This window comes from Vibrio sp. ArtGut-C1 (assembly GCF_002105475.1).
Taxonomy (GTDB): domain Bacteria; phylum Pseudomonadota; class Gammaproteobacteria; order Enterobacterales; family Vibrionaceae; genus Vibrio; species Vibrio diabolicus.
Map to the genome: position 1 here is coordinate 145,570 of NZ_NCTH01000004.1, position 19,414 is coordinate 164,983.

16 protein-coding genes are annotated in these 19,414 nt (G+C 45.4%); 5 read left to right on the forward strand and 11 right to left on the reverse strand.

Features of this window, described 5'->3' with window-relative positions; all coding sequences use genetic code 11:
- Positions 1–160: 160 nt before the first annotated feature.
- The 3 genes from B7360_RS05185 to fabB form a co-directional block, all read right to left on the reverse strand.
- On the reverse strand, positions 161–1,174 hold the full coding sequence (locus B7360_RS05185) for an aspartate-semialdehyde dehydrogenase (protein ID WP_005397941.1): 1,014 nt from the start codon (positions 1,172–1,174) through the stop codon (positions 161–163).
- The gene (locus B7360_RS05190) at positions 1,171–2,304 is read right to left on the reverse strand and encodes a 4-phosphoerythronate dehydrogenase (protein WP_085342870.1); all 1,134 of its coding nucleotides are present in this window, start codon (positions 2,302–2,304) and stop codon (positions 1,171–1,173) included. The genes B7360_RS05185 and B7360_RS05190 overlap by 4 nt, the downstream gene beginning before the upstream one ends.
- Before the next feature lie 341 nt (positions 2,305–2,645).
- Positions 2,646–3,857 carry a beta-ketoacyl-ACP synthase I gene (gene fabB, locus B7360_RS05200; RefSeq protein WP_006741726.1) on the reverse strand — a complete coding sequence of 404 codons (1,212 nt, stop codon included), beginning with the start codon at positions 3,855–3,857 and terminating at the stop codon, positions 2,646–2,648.
- A 128-nt stretch (positions 3,858–3,985) separates the two neighbouring features.
- Between fabB and mnmC the strand changes: the two genes are divergently transcribed.
- Positions 3,986–6,004 carry a bifunctional tRNA (5-methylaminomethyl-2-thiouridine)(34)-methyltransferase MnmD/FAD-dependent 5-carboxymethylaminomethyl-2-thiouridine(34) oxidoreductase MnmC gene (mnmC, locus tag B7360_RS05205; protein WP_085342871.1) on the forward strand — a complete coding sequence of 673 codons (2,019 nt, stop codon included), beginning with the start codon at positions 3,986–3,988 and terminating at the stop codon, positions 6,002–6,004.
- A 76-nt stretch (positions 6,005–6,080) separates the two neighbouring features.
- Here mnmC and B7360_RS05210 read toward each other — a convergent pair whose 3' ends face one another.
- From B7360_RS05210 to B7360_RS05220, 3 genes are all read right to left on the reverse strand, one after another.
- Entirely contained in the window at positions 6,081–6,605 is a 525-nt protein-coding gene (locus tag B7360_RS05210) for an NADPH-dependent FMN reductase (RefSeq protein ID WP_053808780.1), read from the reverse strand.
- 145 nt (positions 6,606–6,750) lie between these two features.
- The gene (locus B7360_RS05215) at positions 6,751–7,014 is read right to left on the reverse strand and encodes a YfcL family protein (RefSeq protein WP_005397926.1); all 264 of its coding nucleotides are present in this window, start codon (positions 7,012–7,014) and stop codon (positions 6,751–6,753) included.
- Between the two features lie 25 nt (positions 7,015–7,039).
- Positions 7,040–7,570, reverse strand: coding sequence for an elongation factor P hydroxylase (locus B7360_RS05220; protein ID WP_085342872.1), 531 nt, complete (start codon positions 7,568–7,570; stop codon positions 7,040–7,042).
- 333 nt (positions 7,571–7,903) lie between these two features.
- Between B7360_RS05220 and B7360_RS05225 the strand changes: the two genes are divergently transcribed.
- A complete protein-coding gene (locus B7360_RS05225) occupies positions 7,904–8,527 on the forward strand; it encodes a trimeric intracellular cation channel family protein (RefSeq protein ID WP_005397913.1) in 624 nt (207 codons plus the stop codon).
- An 84-nt stretch (positions 8,528–8,611) separates the two neighbouring features.
- Here B7360_RS05225 and aroC read toward each other — a convergent pair whose 3' ends face one another.
- Together aroC and prmB are read right to left on the reverse strand one after the other, a co-directional pair.
- Positions 8,612–9,697 (reverse strand): chorismate synthase, encoded by a 1,086-nt coding sequence (aroC, locus tag B7360_RS05230; RefSeq protein ID WP_005397911.1) that lies wholly within the window; start codon positions 9,695–9,697, stop codon positions 8,612–8,614.
- Positions 9,698–9,876: 179 nt separating this feature from the next.
- Positions 9,877–10,809: a 50S ribosomal protein L3 N(5)-glutamine methyltransferase gene (prmB, locus tag B7360_RS05235; RefSeq protein WP_005380541.1), complete on the reverse strand. Its 933-nt coding sequence runs from the start codon at positions 10,807–10,809 to the stop codon at positions 9,877–9,879.
- Positions 10,810–10,872: 63 nt separating this feature from the next.
- Here prmB and smrB point away from each other — a divergent pair, with 63 nt between their 5' ends.
- Positions 10,873–11,403 carry an endonuclease SmrB gene (gene smrB, locus B7360_RS05240; RefSeq protein ID WP_012841540.1) on the forward strand — a complete coding sequence of 177 codons (531 nt, stop codon included), beginning with the start codon at positions 10,873–10,875 and terminating at the stop codon, positions 11,401–11,403.
- Between the two features lie 97 nt (positions 11,404–11,500).
- Here the strand turns inward: smrB and sixA are convergent, their stop codons facing one another.
- Positions 11,501–11,965 (reverse strand): phosphohistidine phosphatase SixA, encoded by a 465-nt coding sequence (sixA, locus tag B7360_RS05245; protein ID WP_005397904.1) that lies wholly within the window; start codon positions 11,963–11,965, stop codon positions 11,501–11,503.
- Between the two features lie 375 nt (positions 11,966–12,340).
- Here sixA and B7360_RS05250 point away from each other — a divergent pair, with 375 nt between their 5' ends.
- Positions 12,341–15,118, forward strand: a complete 2,778-nt coding sequence (locus B7360_RS05250; RefSeq protein WP_085342873.1) for an insulinase family protein — start codon at positions 12,341–12,343, stop codon at positions 15,116–15,118.
- Positions 15,119–15,286: 168 nt separating this feature from the next.
- Positions 15,287–15,541 carry a hypothetical protein gene (locus B7360_RS05255; RefSeq protein WP_005397900.1) on the forward strand — a complete coding sequence of 85 codons (255 nt, stop codon included), beginning with the start codon at positions 15,287–15,289 and terminating at the stop codon, positions 15,539–15,541.
- Between the two features lie 62 nt (positions 15,542–15,603).
- Here B7360_RS05255 and fadJ read toward each other — a convergent pair whose 3' ends face one another.
- Complete coding sequence (gene fadJ, locus B7360_RS05260; protein ID WP_085342874.1) at positions 15,604–17,715, reverse strand: fatty acid oxidation complex subunit alpha FadJ; 2,112 nt, start codon at positions 17,713–17,715, stop codon at positions 15,604–15,606.
- Positions 17,715–19,022, reverse strand: a complete 1,308-nt coding sequence (gene fadI, locus B7360_RS05265; protein ID WP_005394284.1) for an acetyl-CoA C-acyltransferase FadI — start codon at positions 19,020–19,022, stop codon at positions 17,715–17,717. Before fadI ends, fadJ begins: the two co-directional genes overlap by 1 nt.
- Between the last annotated feature and the right edge of the window lie 392 nt (positions 19,023–19,414).

A 19,414-nucleotide genomic window follows, 5' to 3' on the forward strand; every position in this document is an offset into this window, starting at 1 on the left:
GTGATCGGTTAAATATATCGGATATCACATGCAAAACTATAGCGTTGAGAATAAAAAATGTGTGGCTCTCGCCATATTCGTACTAATCTCACACTATTTTGTTCCGTTCGTACAAAAAAGCCTCGCATAATGCGAGGCTTTGAAATGAACAGTAAGTGACTTAGTAGTAATCGCGGATCAGGACTTCAGCGATTTGTACCGCGTTAGTTGCTGCGCCTTTACGCACGTTATCCGCCACAACCCACAAGTTTACACCACTGTGGTGGCTGATATCGTTGCGGATACGACCAACCATAACATGATCTTTACCACCCGCATCACGCACTTGTGTCGGGAAGTCATCACCGTGGAAGACTTCGATACCGTCAGTTTGCTCAAGCAAGTTAACGACTTCTTGTGCATCGATTGGAGAGCGAGTCTCAATGTGAAGCGCTTCAGCATGACCATAGAATACCGGCACACGCACACACGTTGGGTTTACTGTGATTGATGGATCGTTAAAGATCTTCTGTGTTTCCCACACCATTTTCATTTCTTCTTTGGTGTAGCCATTTTCCATCATCTGATCGATTTGCGGAATACAGTTAAACGCAATCTGTTGAGAGAATTGCTTCTTATCCGCAGGCAGACCGTTTAGAAGCTTAGCCGTTTGACCTGCTAGTTCGTCAATGCCCGCTTTACCCGCACCAGATACGGATTGGTATGTAGATACGTTAATACGCTCAATACCCACTGCATCGTGAATTGGTTTTAGTGCCACCAGCATTTGAATGGTCGAACAGTTTGGGTTAGCAATAATGTTACGGTTACGAAACTCTGCAATCGCTTCTGGGTTTACTTCTGGCACAACAAGAGGAATGTCGTACTCGTAACGGAAGTGTGAAGTGTTGTCGATAACGATAACACCTTCATCTGCCGCGATTGGCGCCCATTTTTCAGATAGCTCACCACCAGCAGAGAACAACGCAATATGAGCTTGAGACCAATCAAACTCTTCAACGTTCTGTACACGAACCGTTTTGCCATTAAAGCGATAAGTCTTGCCTTCGCTACGCTCACTTGCCAATAAGTGAATGTCACCCACTGGGAATTTACGTTCTTGAAGCACTTCTAAAATTGTTTCACCGACCGCACCGGTCGCACCTAAAATGGCAACATTATATTGCTGGCTCATTGACTTACCTCAATCTGAAAACCTAGTTCTGCTAATGGAGCAAGGTTACATGTTTTGTTACCCACTAGCGTGACAGCGCTGTATTCACGGCGATCCCAGTAGTTTTTACGCATCAGGTCAAAAGCACCTGGCTTACTGATCTCACGACGGAAAAGAGCGTCATCTCTACGCACATCATAGATTAACTGCGTGATGTTATGCAGTGTTGCTTCATCCCAAGCTCTGTCTAATACCATAGTAGGAACAGGCGCGGTTGGCAGTAAATCGCTGGCATGCGCACGTAATTCGTTATTTAAGAACTCACAGTAGCTGTTGAAAATCATCGTCGTACCGCGAGCTTTCCCTTCCAAGCCGTAGCCTGCAACGTGAGGGGTTGCGAATGCTAGCAGAGGCAGAAGCTCCATATCAACCTCTGGTTCAAATTCAAATACGTCAAGCGCTGCGGTAAAACCGTCGTTTTTCAAAAGACGTTGCTTCAATGCCTCGTTATCAACGATTGGACCTCGCGCGGCGTTAATCAAAATCTGATCACCACGAAGCGAGTTTAAAACCGTTTCATCAATTAAATGATGAGTTGGATATGGGCCATCTTTGGTGATTGGCGTATGTAGTGTAATGATGTCTGAGCTTTCAATCAGTTCTGTCAACGGAGTAAAGCTACGAGGATCACCAGCCTCTTGTTTGAATGGGTCATTGATGAGAACTTTAATCCCCATGCCTTTCAAACATTTCTCTAGGTAGCTACCTACTTGGCCTGCACCAATAATACCTACCGTCTTGTCAAATACTGAGAAGCCTTGTTGCTGAGCGAGCACCATCATTACGCTGAACGCATACTCCGCCACACCCACTTTGTTACAACCCGGCGCAGCGGTGAAGAATATACCTTTCTCTTTTAAAAGTGCTTGGTCAACATGATCCATACCTGCTGTTGCCGTACCAACAAACTTTAGCTTGTTTGCTTTGCTGATCAGATCGGCATTCACTTTAGTTACCGAGCGAATCATTAGGGCATCAACATCCACTAAATCATCAGCCGTCAGTGTACGACCTGGTTTTAGAATTACGTTACCGAGTTGGCTGAATAGCTCTTCAGCGTACGGCATATTTTCATCAACAATAATTTTCATAGCGCCAGCGTTTTAACATCCATTTGTATGAGTTCGTTTATTCGCAAGATGCGAAACTAAAGCGATTGTGCCCTTTTCCCGAAAAATCTCAAGAAATAACCCTAATAAACCTCAAGGAGATTAGTTCCAAAGAAATCGTTTAACGGGAAGCAACGTAAAAAGCAGAAATTGAGAAAAGAAAAAGCCCGGCTAAATAGCCGGGCAAAGTTCCAGAACAAAAGGATCCTATCCCGCTCTCCATGGGATAGAGTCTGCGTCTGTTCGATCAGTGTGACTGATCAAGCTCTGGAAACTGGATTGTTGACGCTGTTCTCACTCACGTGGCGCGCCAACAAATTCAGTTAACCTTGGTACTTTTTAATAACCAAAGTTGCGTTTGTGCCGCCAAAGCCAAAGCTGTTTGACATTACGGTTGTTAACTCTGCATCACGTGCTTCTGTCACGATGTCCAGACCTTGAGCTGCTTCGTCCAAGTTTTCAATATTGATGCTTGGAGCAATGAAGTTTTTGTCTAGCATAAGTGTAGAGTAAATCGCTTCGTGCACACCAGCGGCGCCTAGTGCGTGACCAGTCATTGCTTTTGTTGCAGAGATTGCTGGGCTGTTCTCACCAAACAATTGTTGGATCGCACCAAGCTCTTTCACGTCACCAACTGGTGTCGACGTGCCGTGCGTGTTGATGTAATCCACACCGTCAACGTCTTGCATCGCCATCTTCATACAACGGATCGCGCCTTCACCTGATGGTGCTACCATGTCATAGCCATCTGAAGTCGCACCGTAACCTACGATCTCACCGTAGATTTTCGCGCCACGTGCTAGAGCGTGCTCAAGTTCTTCGATAACCAGCATGCCGCCACCACCAGAGATAACGAAACCATCACGGTCCGCATCATACGTACGAGATGCTTTGTCTGGAGTGTCGTTGTATTTCGTTGACAGCGCACCCATGGCGTCAAACATCATGGTTTGAGACCAATCAAGCTCTTCACCGCCACCAGCAAAAACAATGTCTTGTTTACCAAGTTGAATAAGCTCCATCGCGTGACCGATACAGTGTGCAGAAGTAGCACATGCAGAGCTCATTGAGTAGTTCACACCACGAATCTTAAATGGCGTAGCAAGACAAGCGGAAACCGTAGAAGACATAGTACGAGGAACCATGTAAGGGCCAACTCGTTTTACACCTTTTGCGCGCATCGTGTCTGTCGCTACCGTTTGGTTATATGCAGAAGCACCGCCAGAACCCGCAACGATACCGGTACGATCGTTTGAAACCTGATCCTCTGTAAGACCAGCGTCTGCGATTGCCTGCTCCATTGATAGGTATGCATAAGCAGCCGCATCACCCATAAAGCGCATTTGCTTACGGTCGATGTGTTCCGCCGGGTTGATTTTTAGGTCACCCCATACTTGCGAACGAAGACCGTGTTCTTTGAACTGCTCAGATGCAGTGATGCCAGATTTGCCCGCTTTAAGAGACGCTAGAACTTCTTCGACGTTGTTACCGATACTTGAAACAATACCCATACCGGTGATTACGACTCGTTTCATTATGACATTCCTATAATTCAAAAATCCGCTAGATGATAACTAAGATAGTCAACAAAAGTGGTCAGCTTTCCCATAAATTCGTACAATCGCCCCATTCTTACCGCGCCAAATCACAAATTTGCACCATTATGACTTCAATAAAAAACGCAGAACTTGGTTGGAACGAAGCTGGTACTCCGGTTTCAGACCAATTTGATGATGTTTACTTCTCTAACGTAAACGGTCTTGAAGAGACACGCTACGTTTTCTTAAAACAAAATCATCTCCCAGAAAGATGGCAGGAATTTGACCAAAGACGTTTTGTCATTGGTGAAACAGGATTTGGCACGGGATTAAACTTCTTAGCAGTATGCCAGTGGTTTAGTGAGTTTCGTCGCCAGCATCCAGACGCAACATTGAAAGAGCTGCATTTTATTAGCTTTGAAAAATATCCGCTAAGCCAAGCGGATTTAAAGAAGGCGCATGAAGCTTGGCCTGAGCTAGCTGAGTACGCGGAAAAGTTACAAAAGCACTACCCTGCCGCCGTGCCGGAATGTCATCGCATTATTTTAGAAGACGGCGCAATCACACTCGACCTTTGGTTTGGTGACATCAAAGACTGCATGCCGCAAGTGCCTTATGGCGAACAAGGACTGATTGACGCTTGGTTCTTAGATGGATTCGCGCCAAGCAAAAACCCAGAGATGTGGAACCAAAATCTGTTCAACAACATGGCTAAGTTAGCCAAGCAAGACTGTACAGTTGCCACTTTTACCGCAGCGGGCTTTGTGCGTCGAGGATTGAACGAAGCAGGCTTTGCAATGAAAAAAGTCAAAGGCTTTGGCACCAAGCGTGAAATGATCGCAGGTTCGATGGAACAACGCGAAAAGCAGTCGAACTATCTTCCGTGGTTCAATCGCACGGCGTCCAGCAATCTTGATTCGATTGCCATAATCGGAGGCGGTATTGCCAGCGCGGCGTTAGCGAAAACGTTGGTTCGTCGTGGCCAAAACGTCACGCTTTACTGCAAAGACACTCAACCAGCCGAAGGAGCGTCGGGTAATCGTCAAGGGGCCGTGTATCCATTGTTGAACGGTCCTCATACTGGTGTTTCGCGTGTGTTTGCACCTGCATTTTTGTTTGCAAGACAATTTATTGAACAAGCTGCGGAGTCGGTTACATTCGCTCACGATTGGTGTGGTGTAACTCAGCTAATGTGGGATGAAAAATCTGCTGATAAGCTGGAAAAGATGCTTGCGGGTAATTTTCCTTCTGAATTGATTCAAAAACTGTCCGCCGAGGAAACTGCGAATACTATCGGATTACCTATCGATATGTCGTCTGTGCACTACCCAATGGGAGGGTGGTTGTGCCCTGCCGAGCTAACGCGTGGGTTAATCAAACAATTAAAACAGACATCGTTACTCTCAACGAAGTTTGAACATCACGTTGAAGCATTAAACTGGGATGAAGAGCATCAGCTTTGGACACTAACGGTCAATGGTCAAACATTTGAGCACTCAACCGTTGTGATTGCGAATGGTCATGAGTTCCAGACATTGAGCCAAACCGCTTCCCTGCCGATGGGACAGGTGAAAGGGCAAGTCAGTCATGCTCCGGCAACCGAAACGCTGAGTCAATTGAAAACGGTATTGTGTTACGACGGCTACATGACGCCTGTTAACCCAAACAATCAGCACCTGTGCATAGGCGCGAGCTACGATCGCAGTCACCTAGACTACGAATTTGATGAAAACGCTCAGAAGGATAACGCAGAAAAGTTAGTTAAGTGCGTACCGAACCAAGAATGGCCAAAAGAGGTAGATATCAGGGGCAATCGATCTCGCCAAGGTATTCGCTGCGTGAGCCGAGATCACTTACCATTTGTCGGAAATGTGGGTGACTTTGAGACGATAAAAACGCAATACGCCAACTTACAAAATCAAAAAGCAGAAGAGGTAGAAACCGTTCATCAGTTCACTAACTTATTCTGCTTCTTAGGTTTAGGATCTCGTGGGCTGAGCTCTGCACCATTGTTAGCTGAAGTGTTGGCCTCGCAAATCTGTGGAGACCCGCTGCCATTACCTGTTGATGTATTGACCGAACTTCATCCAAGTCGAATGTGGGTTCGTAAACTAAGAAAAGGCAAAGCCATTACTGAGCTGTAAGAGTATTCTCTCGTTTACATTCCCGACGCAGGTATGTGTCGGGAATCGCTAACTCATTAAGTCACTCGTGTTGAAATTACTTCAGCTGTGCAATTGCCTGTTTCACTTGCTCTGCTACTTCCGGATTTACCGCCTCACCAGACTCCACATCAAAGTTCTCGTAGAAGCTCGGCACAGATAGCGATGCTTTCACATCTGCTCCGAAAAATTGCGCGGAACCTGTTGCCGCCGCAAGAACGCTCTGTGCGCCACCCGGGCCAGGAGAAGTTGCTAAGTAAACGACCGGCTTGTTTTGAAATACGTTGCGCTCAATGCGCGTCGCCCAATCAAACAGGTTTTTATACGCTGCTGGGTATGAGCCGTTATGCTCTGCGAAGGAAACAACAATAGCGTCAGCCTCAGCCAAATCACGTAAAAATGCGACAGCACCTTCAGCTTGACCAATTTCTTTCTCTTTGTCTTCGCTAAACATCGGTACTTGATAATTGTTTAAGTCTAAAACGTTCACTTGAGCGTCTTCGACTTGGTTTGCTGCGTAAGTAGCAAGTAGTTTATTGATTGAGGTAGAGCTGGTAGAAGCACCAAATGCGACAATTTTCATGGTTGTAATCCTTTGTTCACGTTTCATGCTAACCAGAATAAAAGTTGAACAGTTTCGCTACAACCACAAAAATTTTATGGAGAGGTTCGAATTTTTCGAAGTAGTAAATGAATTGGACTAATAAACGGAGAACGACGTTCGGAGATTAAGCCTGAGCCTGCAGTTCTTGCCACAAATCACTGACGATCGCGCGATCAGCTGGGCTTAATTCGGTACGAGCGTCTTCCAAACTGCTCTCAATGCGTGACTTCAGTTCAGTAATATCGCTAATGCCTTCTTCTTCACAAGATGCCGCAGACAAAGAGATGTGACCACGTAGATAACCACCAGCAAACAATTCATCGTCAGATGCTGTTTCAATTCGAGCATCAATCAGTTCCAGTAGTTTTTCTTCAAATTCAATAATCATGGTGTATCTCTGAGGTTATTTGAGGTTATTTAACACAAAAGTCTGACGCTTCCAGCGGCTTGGTTTGGTAAAACGCACGCAGAGCATCCGAAAGCATTCTCACTCGCAAAGGCAAGCCAGCTTCCAAAATATCCAACACTTCTTTATGCACTTTCTGCATAAAGCCGAGCCTATCTGGTTCAAAATCGCCGTGTAGATTGTCACAACTCACCGTAAAAGGGAAGCCAGCACTTTGTGCCAGAATCCATTCATAAGCTTGCGGACGCACTTCAACTTTCTCAAACTCCGCTTGAACTTCTGCCGTGCGCCCATCGGGTTCATACCAATAGCCAAAATCTTCCAGCAAACGACGCTCTGGCCCTGCCACACACCAATGCGAGATTTCGTGTAATGCGGAGGCATAAAAACCCCGAGCAAAAATAATCCGATGATGAGGATGTTCATCATCAGCAGGAAGATAAATAGGCTCATCACCACCTAACTCCAATTTCGTATTAAATTGGTCTAAAAAGGTGTCATTAAAAATGGTAATAAGGTCTTGGTATTCGTGGGTCATCGTCGAGTTTGTACTTCAGTTTGACATGCGCTGGGTATTGTCGCTGTTTTTATCTATTAGGTAAAGATGCTCCCACAGTTTTGGTTATTAGTTGAATTTATCTGAACATCGCTTTCTCCATATAATTTCTCATTCGTCAGCGTACTCATTTGCTACTACACTCTCGCCTTATTTTGATGCTGCTCAAACTGCTGTTTTTTAAGCGGTTTGATTACAGGCATGTTGCTGGTTTTAATCACTTTTTAAGAATGATAAAACCTTTTGTAAGTATTGTTGCTGCGCCTACGATGATTCATGTAGAACGTAGTAACTTTTTACGTTGAGTGTCTCCCTATGTTGCTAAGTGTGTTGTATATCATTGGTATCACGGCTGAAGCCATGACAGGTGCGTTGAGTGCTGGTAGAAGAAAAATGGACTGGTTTGGTGTTATGTTGGTGGCCAGTGCAACGGCCATTGGTGGTGGCACCGTACGTGACATTTTACTGGGGCACTACCCTCTTGGTTGGGTAAAAAACCCAGAGTTCCTAGCAATCACGTGTGTTGCGGGTGTACTTACCACAGGCTTAGCTAAATGGGTGATTAAGCTAAAAGGTCTATTCATCCGCCTTGATGCGTTAGGTTTGATCGTGTTCAGCATCATCGGAACTAAGATTGCGATGGGCATGGGCTTACACCCTGGAATTTGTATGGTTTCAGCGCTAGTAACGGGTGTATTCGGTGGTCTACTCCGCGACTTAATCTGTCGCCAAACACCGTTGGTACTGCATGAAGAACTTTACGCTTCTGTCGCTCTTATCGCATCAGGAATGTACTTAGCGCTATTAGAATTTAATATTCCCGATGTAACAGCCACTATCATTACGCTGATCACCGGTTATATGCTGCGTATGGCTGCGGTACGTTTTAAGTGGCGTCTCCCTTCTTTCAATTTGGAAACGGAAGGCTCACTCCATTAACTTATCTAAACGCGTAATGAAAACACATTAAAAAGGCTGCCCATTGAGCAGCCTTTTGTCTCTTTATCAAGCTTATTTTTAAGCTTAAATCTTCGGTGTTTCAGTTGTTACGCCATGGTTCTGACCACGATGACGCAGCAAATGATCCATCACCACAATCGCTAGCATCGCTTCAGCTATTGGTACGGCACGAATACCCACACAAGGATCATGACGGCCTTTGGTGATCAACTGAGTTGGCTCACCTTCTTTTGTGATGGTCTCACCCGGAACTGTGATGCTTGATGTTGGCTTAAGCGCAATGTTAGCCACAATGTCTTGACCAGTTGAGATACCGCCAAGAATACCGCCCGCGTGATTACTGCCAAAACCTTCAGGAGCAAGCGTATCACGGTGTTGACTGCCTTTTTGGTTTACCACATCAAAGCCATCACCAATCTCAACGCCTTTCACCGCATTAATGCTCATTAGCGCGTGCGCAATGTCGGCATCCAGACGGTCAAATACAGGTTCACCAAGACCAACAGGCACGTTAGTTGCCACAACCTGAATTTTCGCGCCAATTGAGTCGCCTTCTTTTTTCAGGTCACGGATAAGTTGGTCAAACGCTTCTACTTTGTCCACATCTGGGCAAAAGAACGCGTTGTTTTCGATTTCGTTCCAATCTACCTTGTCGATAGAAACATCACCCATTTGTGATAAATACGCGCGAATCTCAACACCAAACTCATCTTTCAAGTATTTCTTCGCGATTGCACCCGCCGCCACACGCATTGCGGTTTCACGAGCAGACGAACGGCCGCCGCCTCGATAGTCACGGATGCCATACTTTTGGTGGTAAGTATAATCAGCATGACCCGGACGGAATTTATCTTTGATGTCCGAGTAATCTTTTGAGCGCTGATCGGTGTTTTCAATTAGCAAACCGATCGATGTGCCTGTGGTTTTGCCTTCAAAAACACCAGAAAGAATTTTAACTTCATCCGGTTCACGACGTTGTGTGGTGTAACGTGATGTGCCTGGACGACGGCGGTCGAGATCGATTTGCAGATCTGCTTCTGTAATTTCTAACCCCGGAGGACATCCGTCTACGATACATCCCAGTGCGATACCGTGACTTTCCCCGAATGTCGTCACTCGGAAATGTTGTCCGATACTGTTTCCTGCCATTACTTCCTCAAGTTTTTATCGCTACGCCCTCTCAAACCAGAGCGCAACTGCTTTCCAATTCTTCGTGGATTCATAGTGGCTTTATTACGTTTTGATGTAAAGAGTTAATATCGGCGAGGTATGCATAAAAAAACACCGAGCATAAAGCTCGGTGTTTTGACATTTAGTGCAAGACCCTATTAGTCTTTGTACAGTTTAAACTCTTCTGCACACTCAACCAGCTGGTCACGCGTTAGCATGAATACGCCGTGACCGCCGTTCTCAAACTCAATCCAAGTGAACGGAATCTCTGGGTACTGTTCCATCATATGAATCATTGAGTTGCCAACTTCACAGATAAGAATGCCGTTATCTGTTAGGTAGTCTGGTGCGTTTGCAAGAATACGACGCACAAGTTTTAGGCCATCCGTACCGGCTGCTAAACCAAGCTCAGGTTCGTGTGTGAACTCGTCTGGCAGGCTGTTCATGTCTTCTTCATCCACATATGGTGGGTTAGACACGATCAAGTTGTACTTCTCTTTTGGTAAGTCGCGGAACAAGTCAGAGCGAATTGGGAACACTTGCTGCTCCATACCATGATCTTGTACGTTTTGCTCAGCCACTTGTAGAGCATCTGTAGAGATGTCGATCGCATCCACTTCAGCTTCAGGAAAAGCGTGCGCACAAGCAATCGCGATACAACCAGAACCCGTACATAGGTCCATGATGCGCGTAGGCTCTTCCACCAACCAAGGTTGGAATTCAGCTTGAATCAACTCACCAATTGGAGAACGTGGCACGAGTACACGCTCGTCAACGAAGAACTCAAGACCGCAGAACCAAGCTTTGTTGGTTAGGTATGCAGTTGGTGTACGTTCATTGATACGTTTTACTACACGCTCAACAATACGCAGACGCTCGCTGGTCGTTAGGCGAGAGTTTAATACGTGCGGAGGCACATCAATCGGCAAGTATAAGGTTGGCAGGATAAGCTGAACCGCTTCATCCCACGCATTATCAGTACCATGACCGTAAAACAGGTTCGCTGCGTTAAAGCGGCTTACCGTCCAACGAATCATATCTTGAAGGGTATGCAGCTCCGATACCGCTTCTTCTACAAAAATCTTATCCAAAATTGCCTCCGAAAAGCGCTACAATACTGCCAATAAAAGTTTATTAATGAAATTGTTTACCTAATGAGCAAAAAAGACACCGAACACGATGACGATTTCGCCTTGTTTCAGGAAGCAGTACAGGGCGTAAAAAAGTTGCGACAGGATACCATAATCCAGCAACCAAAAAAAAATACTAAGCAAAAAGAAATCAAGCGCTCCAACCGTGAAGCGAGTGATTCTGAGTTTTACTTCTCCGACGAGTTTGTCCCTCTCTTAAATGAAGAAGGCCCAACTCGTTATGCTCGTGACGACGTCTCCACTTATGAAGTTAAACGTCTACGTCGCGGCGTGTATGTACCGGACGTATTCCTCGATATGCACGGCATGACACAACAAGAAGCTAAACGCGAACTTGGTGCGATGATCGCCTACTGCGTCAAAAACGAGATTCACTGTGCGTGTGTGCAACATGGCATTGGTAAACACATCCTGAAACAGAAAGCGCCACTTTGGTTAGCACAACACCCAGACGTAATGGCTTTCCACCAAGCGCCACTAGAATTCGGCGGTGATGGTGCGTTGTTAGTTTTGCTCTCGATTCCAGAAAAGTAACTAGCTCACTGTAGAAGCAATTAAACAAAAAGGCAGGAAATTTCCTGCCTTTATTCATTCTATATCTAATGTTTAAATGCTTATTTGGTTTCGACGCTTATGGCGTAATATGCCACAGCACTTCGCCGTTTTGCGTTTGTAGATCGTATTCAATACACACTAGACCTGATGTAGGAAACATCGGTGGTGCCATGTCTTTTACAAACTCTGAAGTGAGATAACCAACCAAAGGCAAGTGAGAGACAAGCAGAAGCGAGTCTAGTTTTTCCACTTCAATCAATGCACTTGCAAAATCAAATACATGCTCAGATTGGCCGTAAGGTGTAATATCTTCACAAGTTTCGATGCTTTTTGCAGCAAAATACTCGCTGATCTCTTGCCAAGTTTGTTGAGCTCTAATGTACGGACTCACCAACACTTTATCGAATTGCGCAAAACCTTGTTCTTTACAGGCTCTCGCAACCGCTTCTGATTCGACTCTGCCTCTTGGGGTCAATTGTCGTGCTGCGTCTGAATCTGCAAAATGCTCGGCTTCGCCGTGACGCATGATGAATATTTTCATGTTATTTCCTAGGGATAGCTAACGCTACCAAAAGGTTGACTGCTATCTTTATTAGATAGACGGGGCTAACTTTAATAATGACGAAACAAAAATACTGATATAATTATCTGTTCATTATACCAATTCGCTTGCTAAAGATAGCGACTTTCTTAACAATCTATTAAAAAGAATGTACTCAGTTCATCACAGTATTTAACTGTGCTATGAGTTCAGAGCATTCATTCAAACAGTTCTTCCCCATACGCAAACGCGATGGGCCTGTGCAGAAGTCTACGAATAACAAAAATACGGCAAGCAGTATTTGTCGAAACGCAAACTTTGCGCCCCCTAGCTAGGGGCTCATAATTACTGTAATGCGAAATCTGGAGACGCATCGTGCATCTAAGTCCTAACGATTCAAATCAATACCGCTACATTACCTTGAGCAATGATCTGCGTGTACTGCTGATTCATTCCGAGACAGCTCAACAGTCAGCAGCTGCTCTAGCAGTGAACGTTGGACACTTCGACGACCCAAACGATCGCCAAGGTCTGGCACACTATTTAGAACATATGCTTTTTTTGGGTACGGAAAAATACCCTAAAGTGGGCGAGTTTCAAAGCTATATTAGCCAGCATGGAGGAACAAATAACGCTTGGACGGGTACTGAGCACACTTGTTTCTTTTTTGATGTTACTCCGAATGCCTTTGAAAATGCCTTAGATCGATTTAGCCAATTCTTTACCGCACCATTGTTTAACGAAGAAGCTTTAGACAAAGAACGCCAGGCTGTCGACTCCGAATACAAACTCAAACTTAATGACGATTCTCGCCGCCTGTATCAAGTCAATAAAGAAGTCATCAATCCAGATCACCCTTTCTCTAAGTTCTCAGTCGGCAACCTAGATACATTAGGTGACCGAGATGGTAAATCCATCCGCGACGAAATTGTCGAGTTTCACCACTCTCAATACTCTGCCGATCTCATGACGTTGACGCTCTTTGGGCCGCAGTCGCTCGATGCTCAGCAAGCGTGGGTAGAAGCCATGTTTGCCAATATCCCAAATCACCACCTTCGTGGAAAATCGATTGATGTCCCCATTAGCACCAAAGAAAGTACCGGGATTTTAGTTCAAGTTGAACCAATCAAAGAATTTCGAAAACTCATTCTCACCTTCCCAATGCCAGGAATGGATAATCACTACGGCGTTAAACCGCTCTCTTACTTCGCGCATTTACTCGGCTATGAAGGCGAAGGCAGCTTAATGCTCCAGCTAAAAAATGAGGGCTGGATTACGTCGCTTTCTGCGGGAGGCGGCGCAAGTGGTAGCAACTATCGAGATTTTACGGTTAGCTGCACACTCACCCCACAGGGTCTCAACCACGTTGACGACATCATCCAAGCGGTTTTTCAATACCTCTCGATGATCAAACAAGACGGCCTAGATGAATGGCGCTATCTCGAAAAACAAGCGGTGCTTGAGTCGGCGTTTCGTTTCCAGGAACCATCTCGACCAATGGATTTGGTTAGCCATCTTGTTATCAATATGCAGCATTATCAGCCAGACGATACCATTTATGGCGACTACAAAATGGCGGGCTATGATGAACAACTGCAGCGTTCGTTGCTGCAATACTTAACCATCGATAATGTCCGCGTAACCCTGATTGCAAAAGGACTGGAATACAACCGTACTGCCGAATGGTACTTTACTCCGTATTCCGTCACGCCTTTTAGTGATGAACAACGCCGCTTCTATCAACAAATCGATCCAAGCTGGCAGTTCGTCTTACCAGAAAAGAACCCTTATATTTGCTACGATCTCGATCCCATGCCGTTCGAAAATGGTGGTTCACTACCAGAGTTAATTGAAGATCTCGAAGGCTTCCGACTTTGGCATTTACAAGATGATGAATTTCGCGTGCCAAAAGGTGTTGTATATGTCGCTATCGACAGCTCTCATGCTGTTGCATCACCGAAGAACATTGTCAAAACTCGCCTATGTGTCGAGATGTTCCTCGACTCACTAGCAAAAGAAACCTATCAAGCTGAAATCGCAGGGATGGGTTACAACATGTACGCTCACCAAGGTGGCGTGACCTTAACCCTCTCAGGGTTCAGCCAAAAACTGCCTCAATTGTTGGAAATGATCCTGCACCGTTTTGCTTCTCGAGATTTCAGCCCTGCACGCTTTGAAACCATCAAGCAGCAACTGTTACGTAACTGGAGAAATGCTTCACAAGATCGTCCTATTTCGCAGCTGTTTAACGCACTTACAGGGCTACTTCAACCCAATAACCCGCCTTTCGCAACCTTAGTCGAAGCGCTAGAAGAAATCGAAGTCGATGAACTCTCGGTATTCGTAGAATCAATTCTTGCAGAGCTGCACGTTGAAATGTTTGTTTACGGAGATTGGCAGCGTCAACAAGCGCATGACATGGCGACAACCTTAAAGGATGCCCTAAGAGTAAAAGAGCAGCGTTATGAAGAGGCGCTCCGCCCACTCATCATGCTGGGAAAAAACGGCAGTTTTCAACGTGAAGTACATTGTAACCAGCAAGATTCGGCGGTCGTTATTTATCACCAGTGTGAGGATATTGAGCCTCGTAGCATTGCTCTATACTCATTGGCGAACCATCTCATGTCGGCAACATTTTTCCACGAGATCCGCACAAAACAGCAATTAGGTTACATGGTGGGCACTGGCAATATGCCACTTAATCGTCATCCAGGTATTGTGCTTTATGTGCAGTCACCCAATGCTGCGCCTGCCGAGCTGGTTACCTCAATCGATGAGTTCTTAAATGCCTTTTATATGGTGCTGTTAGAACTGAACGATTACCAGTGGCATAGCAGTAAGCGCGGCTTGTGGAATCAAATAGCGACGCCGGACACCACACTGCGAGGTCGTGCTCAACGTCTTTGGGTTGCAATAGGAAACAAAGACACCGAGTTTAACCAACGTGACAAGGTACTTGCTGAACTGAAGAAATTGACCCGAGCAGACATGATTCGCTTTGTCGTTAATGAGTTGAAACCTCGCACGGCAAACCGATTGGTCATGCACTCTCAAGGGCAATCGCATTCGGACGCTCCGCGCATCCACTTAGGGCAAGAAATTGGATCGATTGAAGAGTTCCAACTTAGGCCAAAAGATTGCGGCTTAGGATGATCTAATTGCGCAGTAATAAAATTATCGATTAGTAAGTATATACCTACAAACCAATGAGGTTGTGGGTATATACTTACTAATCGACACCATAATTGGCAGAAAATTGAAATTACGCCATTGCGGCTTATGCTCTAATTACCACACTAAAAATAAATTAATGAGGTAATCATGAAAAAAGCACTACTACTTGCGGCTATTTTACTGCCACTGGCATCTGCACACGCTGAAATCTCGGTGAAAGGTGATGGCTTTGAGCTAAGTAACGACTGTGTCCGCCTAAGCGGAGACAATGTTTCTATCAAATCAGATGATTGCTCTTCAAAACAGTGGAAAGATAAAGACAACAAAGGCAACAGCAGCGTTCACGGGGACGACAACCCAGGTAAAGGCCACAATAAAGATAAGAAAGACAAGAAGAAGTAACTGTTTCTTATTTATGAAAAAGGCTTGCCACTGGCAAGCCTTTTTCTTTACCGAAGCAACGTTTAATAGAATGTGGTTCCTTCTCCAGCTCGAGTAAGCAAACCATCACACGGTGCGTAACGATCGCCATACTTCGATGCAAACTCATTCATTTTCTCAACCAGTTCTTTAATGCCAAACTGATCCATATAACGGAATGGACCGCCCAAGAATGGAGGGAAACCAATGCCAAATATTGCACCAATATCACCATCACGTGGCGAGCGAATGATGCCGTCATCCAAACAACGTACCGCTTCATTCAGCATTGGTAGTACACAGCGCAACGCAATATCGTTATCGCTCAGCTTAGATTGAGGATCGAGCTTAAGCAGCTTGTAGATAGATTTATCGACTTCTTTCTTCTTACCTTTGTAAGTGTAGAAACCTTTCCCGCTCTTACGTCCTTTGCGACCGTCATTCAATAAGATATCGAACACGTCAGGGCCTTTGAATCGCTCACCTAACTCGTTGACTAGAATCGGCATGATCTTCGCGCCAATGTCGACACCGACTTCATCCAGTAAGGTAATCGGGCCGACAGGGAAACCAAAATCAAGCAACGCCGTATCAATCTTTTCGATCGGTTCGTTAGCCAGCAGAATATGCGCCGCTTCGTTCATGTATGGCGCAAGAATGCGGTTCACGTAAAAGCCCGCTTTGTCTTTCACTACGATCGGGGTTTTACCTTGCTTTTTAGCAAGTGCAACGACTGTTGAAATGGTTTCATCTGATGTCGTTTCATGCGGAATCACTTCCACCAACGGCATTTTTTCTACCGGGCTGAAGTAATGCAAACCCACTACGTTTTCTGGACGCTCCGCTTTTTCTGCAATTTTGTGGATTGGTAACGAAGAAGTATTAGTCGCAAAGATGGTTTCCGGCTTGGCATTCGCTTCAATATCCGCCACCATTTTTTGTTTAAGATCTAAGTCTTCAAAAACGGCTTCAATTACGACATCAATATGATTAAAGCTGGTAAAGTCGACACCGCCAGACAGTTGCAACATTTTCGCTTGCAGATCGGCTTTTGATAGAATGCGACGTTTACGCTGTTTCTCGAATAACTTGTAGTTATAGTTGAGTGCGTTTAGAACGCCATCGTTGCTGACGTCTTTGATGCGGACAGGCACCTTCGCTTTTGCAACAGACACATGGCTGATTCCTGCGCCCATCAAGCCACCGCCAAGCACGCCAACTTTATGAACTGGCGCGGGTTTCGCATCCGTACCATTTTCTTTCTTCATTTCAGTTGTCGCAAAGAAGATAGAACGGAGCGCTTTTGATTCAGAGCTCATCACAAGCTCACCGAAGCGTTTCGCTTCAAGCTCTTGTCCTTGGGCGAAACCTTTCTCTAAACCATGCTGAATAACGTCTAAAATCGCGACCGTTGCAGGATAGTTACCACGGGTTTTCTGATTGGTTTTCTTCGCTGCCTGTTCAAACACAAACTTGCGCCCTAACCCACTACCCGACATCACTTTTTCTTTCGTCGATAGCTTTTTCGTACCCTTGTTTTTACCTTTGTCGATAAACTGTTTTGCTACGTCGAGCAAAATGGTGTCAGGGACACAGGCGTCAACCACACCCAGCTTTTTAGCTTTCTTTGCGCGAAGCTGTTTACCCGTCAGGATCAAGTCCAGTGAAGGTAACAGGCCAATCAAACGTGGCAGACGCTGAGTACCACCAGAACCAGGCAATAAACCAAGTTGTACTTCTGGCAGACCTAAACGCGTTTTATCTGAATCCGTACAAACACGATAATCACATGCAAGAGCAAGCTCTAAACCACCGCCCAAACATGGACCGTGAATAGCGGCAACCACAGGATATGGTAAGTCCGATAGCTGCTGGAATAGCTCTTGACCTTGCCTCGCTAATGCTTCTGCTTCACTTGCGGTCGTGCACGCTTCTAGCATGCGAACATCGGCCCCCGCGACAAAGTTGTCCGGTTTTAGGGAATGAATGATCATCCCTTTGATGCCACTGGCGTCTTTTAGCTGAGCAAAGATTTCTTTCATTTCATCAGCAAAAGCCGCCTGTAGCGTATTCATTTTTTCATTAGGTACGTCAATCGCTAACCAAGCAATGTTCTGCTCATCAACTTTTAGACTAAATGCTTTTTGCTCGCTCATTACTCAACCTCCAGAATCATTGCTGCGCCAAGACCGCCAGCTGCACATGCGGTATTCAATGCAATACCGCCACCACGGCGTTTCAGTTCACGTAGGGTTTGCGTCATCATTCGTGCACCTGTCGCCGCGAATGGGTGACCGTAAGCGATTGAGCCACCAAGCACGTTAAACTTATCCATGTCGATTTCACCGATCGCTTTCGAACGACCTAGATTTTCTTGAGCAAACTTATCTGAAGCAAACATCTTCACATTCGCCAATGCTTGCGCAGCAAACGCTTCGTGCATGTCGATCAACGTCAGATCAGACAGTTCCAAGCCTGTATTTTCTAGCACTTTCGCAGTGGCATAAGTCGGTCCCATCAGCATGTCCTTTTCCACACCAATCGCTGAAAATGCGTAGCCGCGGATGTAGCCAAGAATCTCCATGCCAAGCTCTTTCGCTTTACCTTCGCGCATCAACATCACTGCCGCACCACCATCAGTCAGTGGCGTACTGTTAGCTGCCGTAACACTGCCATACTGGCGATCAAAGGCAGGTCGAAGTTTCGCGTACCCTTCTACGGTTGAGTCGTGACGGACATTGTTGTCTTCCGAAATCCATTTTTTGTATGGTTCGGGAAAAGCCGTCATCACTTCACCTTGGATCTTACCTTCTTTCCAAGCTTGGGAAGCCAGCGTATGAGAGCGATGTGCAAGCGCATCCTGCTCTGCACGAGAAATACCATGCGTCTTTGCCATTTGCTCCGCAGTTTGTCCCATCGACAAGCCCGTCGAGTACTCGGCTACTGCAGGAGGCACTGGCATAAGGTCTTTAAAGCTCAAGTTTTTGAGGATGCTAAGCTTCTGACCCATTGTTTTTGTCTTACTTAGAGCAAGCAGATTAGCGGCCAGTTTCTTAGATACGCCAATAGGCAGGACGGAAGAAGAGTCTGCACCACCAGCAATACCGATATCGATGGTTCCCGCCATGATGCTTTCTGCGACATTGACCGCCGCTTGAAAACTCGTTGCACACGCACGAGTCACACTGTAAGCATCAGTATGAATGTTCATACCGGTGCCTAACACGATTTCTCGTGCGATGTTTGGCGCTTCAGGCATTTGTACTACTTGTCCAAATACCACTTGTTCGATTAACTTCGGATCAATATCTGTTCGAGCAAGCATTTCGCTTACTACCATTTTCCCTAAATCGACCGCTGGCACTTGGCTAAATTCCGTGCTTTGACGAGCAAAGGGAGTTCGAAGCCCCGCGACAATAGCGACACGCTCACCATTGCGTGTTTTTACTTCCTGCTTGCCCATTGTTTCTCCTTAAATACAAGAGGTCTGACCTGATGCATTGTAATGAATTTGTTAAATTTATCAAACGTGCGTTTAAATAAACGTGAAGCAAGTAGATCAATTACTCTACTTCTTTGATTCTTATGCGATTAATAATGATTAACTATAGAGAGTTAAAACGGTAAGAGGTATATGGAAGGTAAAATCGAAGCAAAAAAAAACCACACATAACTGTGTGGTCGGAATATCTATAAAACAATTAACTTACGCCAATTGAAAATTAATCAGTTTCCTGATTAGGAGAAAGTAAAGTCAGCCTTCAAAAGGAAGTGTCATCTTGCTCAACATGTTAGTCGCAATGACTAACGAGATGACAAGATGTACTATAACCCCTTCACTGCTTGATATTTTGA